This is a genomic window from Bacillus sp. JJ1773 (assembly GCF_036962035.1).
Lineage (GTDB): Bacteria > Bacillota > Bacilli > Bacillales > Cytobacillaceae > Cytobacillus.
Genome location: NZ_JBALNX010000018.1, coordinates 1 through 6,375, shown reverse-complemented (window position 1 = coordinate 6,375; position 6,375 = coordinate 1). Strand labels below are relative to the sequence as shown.

Here is a 6,375-nt window from a genome sequence, read left to right as displayed (position 1 = left end):
AAATCTTCGTTGAACGGTAACCAAAGAGTGCCAATGATGCCCGTAACGAAGGAAATACCCGTTGAATGGTAACCAAAGAGAGCTACTGGTGCCTGTGACGAAGGAGATCATCGTTGAAGGGTAACCAAAGAGAGCTAATGGTGCCCGCAATGAAGAAAATCGCCGTTGAACGGGAACCATTGTTTTAAAAAATAGTTTAATAGAATAGGGGGCGGATCTTAATTGAGAAACGCCCCTTTTTAAATTGGGATAATTTAATATTTTTAGGAGGTAAAAGTATGACTGACAATGAATTAATAATTGAAGCCATTAATAACACACGAAAATTAGGCCGAAAATCGGCATTAGCCACTGTTGTAAGTGTTGCGGGTTCAGCTTATAAAAGAGAAGGGGCGAAAATGCTGGTTGATGAGGAAGCCAATATGATCGGGATGATTTCAGGAGGATGTCTGGAGTCGGATGTTGCTGAAGTGGCAAAATCTGTAATAGCGTCAGGCGCCCCTATTTTAAAGACATACGATTTAGACGAGGATTTAGTCTGGGGACTCGGACTTGGCTGCCCGGGCACAGTGAAAATTTATATCGAACCTGTCGAGCCTTATTAAATAATTGATGGAGGGGTAAAATGTTAAACCTATCACCATTTGAAGCATGGTTAACGAGTTTCGAGGAAGAGCAGGAGTGTGTTCTGGCGACAATCCTGCCAATCAATCCATCACAACAAACGAATGAGCCTTGCCGCTTATTTATTTCTGGAAGCCACAAAACGATTGGCGATCTTGGCGATGAGGACATTAACCTAAGGGTAATCGAGTTGGCAAGAAGAAAATTAAATGAATCAAATCCAAAATCAGAGACACGGGTATTTACCCTGCCGGACGGCAATGAGGTTCATGTTTTTATAGATGTATATATTCCCCCAGTTGAATTGATGATTTTTGGTGCTGGGCACGATGCCATTCCTGTGGCAAAATATGCGGTTTCATTAGGATTCAAAACAACTGTCGTAGACCAGCGGGAATTTTACAATAATGAGGAACGTTTTCCAGGGACAAACAGGCTGATCGTCAAAACGAGTGAATTTCAGGAGAAAATTAAGATTGGCCGTAGAACATATATCGTTGTGATGAATCACCATATTGAGAGGGACCAGGAAACATTAAAGTTTGTATTGCGCTCCCCGTCGCCATATATTGGTGTTCTTGGCCCACGCTCCCGCCGCATTCGGATGATAGAGGGACTGGAACATGACGGTGTCTTTTTCGATGAAAATGAACTTAATAGAATGTACAGTCCAATTGGTTTAGATATTGGAGCTGTATCACCAGAAGAAATCGCCCTTAGTATTCTAGCGGAGGTAGTGGCGAAAAAGAATGGCCATTCAGGCGGATTTTTACAAGGATCTGAATATATTCATCGAGTCTCAAATACGAAGGAGCCCGTATGAAAGGACATACAACTAACCCATCCGTTTGTGCTGTAATTCTTGCCGCCGGTACGTCATCCCGAATGGGGCAGCCTAAGCAGTTACTTGAATTAAATGGACTTCCGCTTCTAGAGCATGTCATTCGAGTAGCACTCTCAGCTGATTTTTCCGAAATCATAACGGTTATTGGCTGTGAAGCTGCTAAAATACAAAAATCTATTTCGATAGAGGATCCGCGTTTTCGCTGGATATTCAATGAAGATTATTTATCTGGGCAAGGGTCTTCTTTAAAAACAGGCATTATAAACGCAGGAGACTGCCATTCCGGGGTGATGGTATTCCTCGGCGATCTTCCTTTTATTGCAGAAAGCACTGTTCAATCCATTTATCAATTCGGAAAAGATATGCTTAACAAACAGCAAGAAAGTTTCGTTATTCAGCCTGAATATCATGGAATTACAGGTCATCCCGTTTTTTTCGGTCATCCAAATAGAAATATATTTATGGAGCTCCAAGGGGATCGTGGCGCAAAAGCGATAATGAATAAAATCCCCCATCGTCAATCCATCTCTATGGATGATCGCGGCATTTTATTTGATATTGATACTCCTGAATCATATGATAAAGCGATAAATCAGAATAAATGAAAGTATCTTTATATTCAGGCTATTAATTTCCTATCTGTTTCTATAAAAAGTATAATAGATGTAAATGAGGTTCGTTCTAACAGGAGGGGTCGGATAGGTTGATTATTTGGAAGGATATTCTGAAGCCGATTTCAATCTTTGTTGATGTTCGCAGTTCAATTGAGGATGTTATTCACCATTTTTCCAATCAAAATTTGGATATTGTTTTGGTAACAGATCAAGGGTCTCTAGTAGGTTATTGTACGAAGGAGCTTTTATTGAATCAAATTGCCCAAGCCTCGGACCTAACACAGCCCATTACATATAGAAATGATATTTTAAAAGTCCCGCAGTTTTCTCCGGTTGAATTTTATCATAATGTTTCTTTAATAATTGGGGTTAATGAGAAGGAAGAATTTGTTGGCTATACGACTATTGAACAGGCAAGGCACCACATTAGTGAGTTGCGATTAAAGGATATCAATCTGCTATTACATGGAGCAGGCGTAGGGATTGTCAGGACAAATGTTCATTACCAAATTGAATTTATTAATGAAACAGCTGAAAATATTTTAGGAATTCCAAGTTCATTTCTAATGCTTCGAAATTATAAAACCCTTCTAACGAATGATAAAGATCTAGATAAAGTAATGGACGGGGAAACGCTTGTAAGCGTAAACTCATCGATTAATTTCAAACAAATAAGCGGAAATTTTTATCCTTTACAGATTGATGGGAACATAACAGGACTTGTCCATGTTTTTTTCTCTAGAGAAGTTTTTGAGGAAGCTGTACATGAGCTAGACTTTGTTCGAAATTTAAATTCTGATTTACAGGCTGTTTATGCATCATCCCAAGAACAAATACTCGTGATTGACGGAAGTGGAAAAATCATCCGTGTCGCTGGCATGTTTCTAGGAGACTTTTGGAAGGTGGAAAAGCCTGAGAATATCATCGGGAAAAATATCGATGAATTCTCGAAAAGGAATATTTTTCAGCCAAATGTCTTTGATTTGTGCAAGAAGCAAAAGAAAAAGGTGACAGCCATTCAAGATTCTGCTGGGAGCAGTAGAGTTTGGTCGATTGCGACTCCTGTTTATCACGAAGGAAAATTAGAAAAAGTAGTTGTTCTTTCAAGGGATATAACTCAGCAAAGCACTTCACTTAAAGATCAATCAGAGGACGATTCAGATCAAACCTTACATAATCGACACGAATTAAATAATAACGAAAAACGGCTTGTGTACCGTTCAAAAAAAATTGAACTGTTAGTAACAGAAATAAAAAGAGTGGCCCAATTTAATTCAACTATTTTACTAGAAGGTGATTCTGGAGTCGGGAAAGAAGTATTTGCCCAGCAAATCCATACAGCTAGTCCTAGAAGCAAGCAGCCGTTTGTTCGAATTAACTGTGGGGCGATACCGGAAAACCTGATCGAAAGTGAACTATTCGGCTATGAAAAGGGTTCCTTTACGGGCGCAGACAAAAATGGGAAAGCAGGCTTATTTGAAATCGCTAATAATGGCACTCTTTTTCTTGATGAAATTGGTGAGTTGCCTTTAAATATGCAGGTAAAGCTCTTGCGTGTGTTACAGGAACGGGAAGTGACAAGGATAGGCGGGGTAAGGCCGATTGCTGTAAATGTTCGGATAATTACAGCAACAAATAAGGACTTGCGGGAAATGGTCAATCAAGGAGAGTTCAGGGAAGATTTATACTACCGATTATATGTCATTCCATTTCGTATTCCAGCTTTACGTGAGCGTAAAGAAGATATTCTGCCTTTGTCGATTTATTTTTTGGAGAATTTTAAACAAATGTATGATATAAAAAAAAGCTTCACACCAGAAGCCATTGAAGTATTGGAGACGTATGCATGGCCTGGGAATGTAAGGGAGCTCCAAAATATTGTAGAACGGTTAATTCTGCTGACAGATGGTGAATGGATTCAGCGGGAACACGCATTAAAATATCTGTACGGTGAAGTGGAAAAGAAGAAAAAGCAGCTATTTGTTTTAGAACTAATGCCTTTAAAAGAAGCTGTTGAAGAATTAGAAACCCAATTAATTGAGCGGGGAATGCAAAAATATCGAACTGCCGACAAATTATCCAAGGTGCTAGGAGTGAGTCCAGCAACGATCAGCAGACGAATAAAAAAGCTGAAATAATGAGAGGAGTGACTTCAAATATTTAATTTGCCTGAAACTCATTTTAATTTCGGCGGGGATGAATATATTTATGCTGAAATATCCCGTGATATGAGGATTGAGAGTAACTTTAAGGCATTGGCCGTAACGGACGAGCTAAGAAAAAGAAAAATCCTGGGGATTATGGAGATTGTTCCATCCAATTCATCCTATTTAGTCCGCTACAATCCAGATATCATCCCGGCAAGAGATTTACTAGATTTATTAAAAGACATTGATTTAACGAAAAGCGATCCAACAAAGCTGCATTTTTCAGTCCGAATAGTGGAAATTCCGGCATGGTATGATGACTCTGTTTCAAAGGAATTTTCCTTCCGCTTTCGGAATAGACACCCTTCACCCAATCTATCAGACTTCGAATTTGTCATGAAGGTTAATGGATTTAAAGACAAGGAAGCATTTATTAAAGCCCATTCTGAAACTCCATATTTAATTACGATGGTCGGTTTTCTTCCGGGAACGGCCTGGCATTTCCCCCTTGGATTACAGCCAGACGAAATCATTCAAGCACCTAAATACAATAGCCCCCGAACGGAAACACCGGAAAGAGGCATGGGTCTTGGCGGAGCATTCAATGTCATTTATCCTGTAAGCGGACCAGGTACCTATCAGCTGATAGGAAGGTCTGCCGTTTCTGTAGTCGATCAGCCTAATCACTCAGAAGATTTAAAGGAGACCTCCTTTTTGGCAAGGCCGGGCGATATTTGGAAATACCGTCCAATAAATGAATCTGAATATCATAAGATTACGAGTGAAGAGAAGGCAGGTAAGTATCGCCTTAAAATGAAAGAAATTGACCTATCTCCACTTGAATATGCCGAAAAAGGCAAACAATATATCCAAGAGCTAATGGAGGATTTTTAAATGATAGAGGTAAAGGATGCTGGGCTGTGGACAACTGTACAGGACATGGGACGAGTGGGAAAGTATCATTTGGGTATACCTCCATCAGGAGCGGCTGATAAATACTCGTTTATGATTGGAAATCTTCTAGTCGGTAACCCCGAAGATTGTGCAGCGCTTGAAATGACGTTAATCGGCGGAGAGTTTGAGTTCCATAAAAAATGCATTATCGCCTTAACAGGTGCCCCAATGGAAGCTTATTTAAATAACAAGCCAATCTCTTTCTGGGAATCCCACCAAGTAAAAGAAGGGGATGTTTTGATAATAAGGGCTTGCCCTAAAGGGGTAAAAAGCTATTTATTCATCACGGGCGGTATTAATGTTCCTAATGTTATGGGCAGTAAATCTACCTATGAATTAAGTCGAATTGGCGGTTTTCAAGGAAGAAAATTAGCAGCGGGAGACAGAATCCAAATAAATGAGCCATTACATGAAGCATTCAAGCAAATCGGCAAAACGATACCAAGTGAGTTTATTCCATCCTTTAGTGATTTTCAAGAATTACGGGTAATGATGGGCATTACGGGTTATTTAATGAATGACCTTGCACTAAAAACCTTTCTAAATTCAGAATGGACAGTATCACATGAATCAAATCGGGTTGCTTACCGTTATAAAGGCCCAAAGGTGTCATTTACCGAGCAGAACCCGCCATTCGGTGCGGGAAATAGCTTTTCCAATGTGGTTGATATTGCCTATCCGATTGGTTCTGTATTATTTACAAATGAGGAAGAACTGATTGTTTTGCAAAATGACGCAACAACGGGTGGGGGGTTTATCACGATTGGCACAGTTATTAGCCAAGACCTGGATTTAATCGCTCAATCAAGACCATTATCCAAGTGCCGCTTTATCACTGTAACCATTGATCAGGCCATTCAAGCACGTGCCGAAAGAAGAAAGAAGCTGGAAGCGCTGGTTCAGATGATAAAAAGATAGGACAAGCAAGGTAATCTTCTATTTTTGCTTTTCCTATCTCCCCTGTTTGTACTCTGCTTTTGTATTCCAATGAATTAACTTAAATTCCAATAAGACCCAATTGACCGACCGCTTTTTGTAATGAAAAGAACCAGTATATATTTGCCTATTTAACAGTAGTAAAGGCTCTCAAAATTAAATTTAGCATAGCATGTAAAAGACTATAAAAAAAGCAGGTGAAAAATATGACATATGATTACCAACGTATTTTAGGACTTCCAGGTATGGGCATGGG

The 6,375-nt window shown here is 39.6% G+C and carries 6 protein-coding genes; all 6 read left to right on the top strand.

All coding sequences use genetic code 11. The features are described from left to right. Positions 1-278: 278 nt before the first annotated feature. Entirely contained in the window at positions 279-605 is a 327-nt protein-coding gene (locus V7127_RS03855; RefSeq protein WP_335483713.1) for an XdhC family protein, read from the top strand. A gap of 20 nt (positions 606-625) precedes the next feature. Beyond that, the gene (locus V7127_RS03850) at positions 626-1,447 is read left to right on the top strand and encodes an XdhC family protein (protein WP_335483710.1); all 822 of its coding nucleotides are present in this window, start codon (positions 626-628) and stop codon (positions 1,445-1,447) included. Then, positions 1,444-2,073 carry a nucleotidyltransferase family protein gene (locus V7127_RS03845; RefSeq protein ID WP_335483707.1) on the top strand — a complete coding sequence of 210 codons (630 nt, stop codon included), beginning with the start codon at positions 1,444-1,446 and terminating at the stop codon, positions 2,071-2,073. Before V7127_RS03850 ends, V7127_RS03845 begins: the two co-directional genes overlap by 4 nt. A 98-nt stretch (positions 2,074-2,171) precedes the next feature. Further along, positions 2,172-4,220 (top strand): sigma 54-interacting transcriptional regulator, encoded by a 2,049-nt coding sequence (locus tag V7127_RS03840; RefSeq protein ID WP_335483704.1) that lies wholly within the window; start codon positions 2,172-2,174, stop codon positions 4,218-4,220. 27 nt (positions 4,221-4,247) lie between these two features. After that, entirely contained in the window at positions 4,248-5,123 is an 876-nt protein-coding gene (locus tag V7127_RS03835) for a 5-oxoprolinase subunit B family protein (RefSeq protein ID WP_335483701.1), read from the top strand. Then, positions 5,124-6,101 (top strand): biotin-dependent carboxyltransferase family protein, encoded by a 978-nt coding sequence (locus tag V7127_RS03830; RefSeq protein ID WP_335345909.1) that lies wholly within the window; start codon positions 5,124-5,126, stop codon positions 6,099-6,101. The last annotated feature ends 274 nt before the right edge of the window (positions 6,102-6,375 follow it).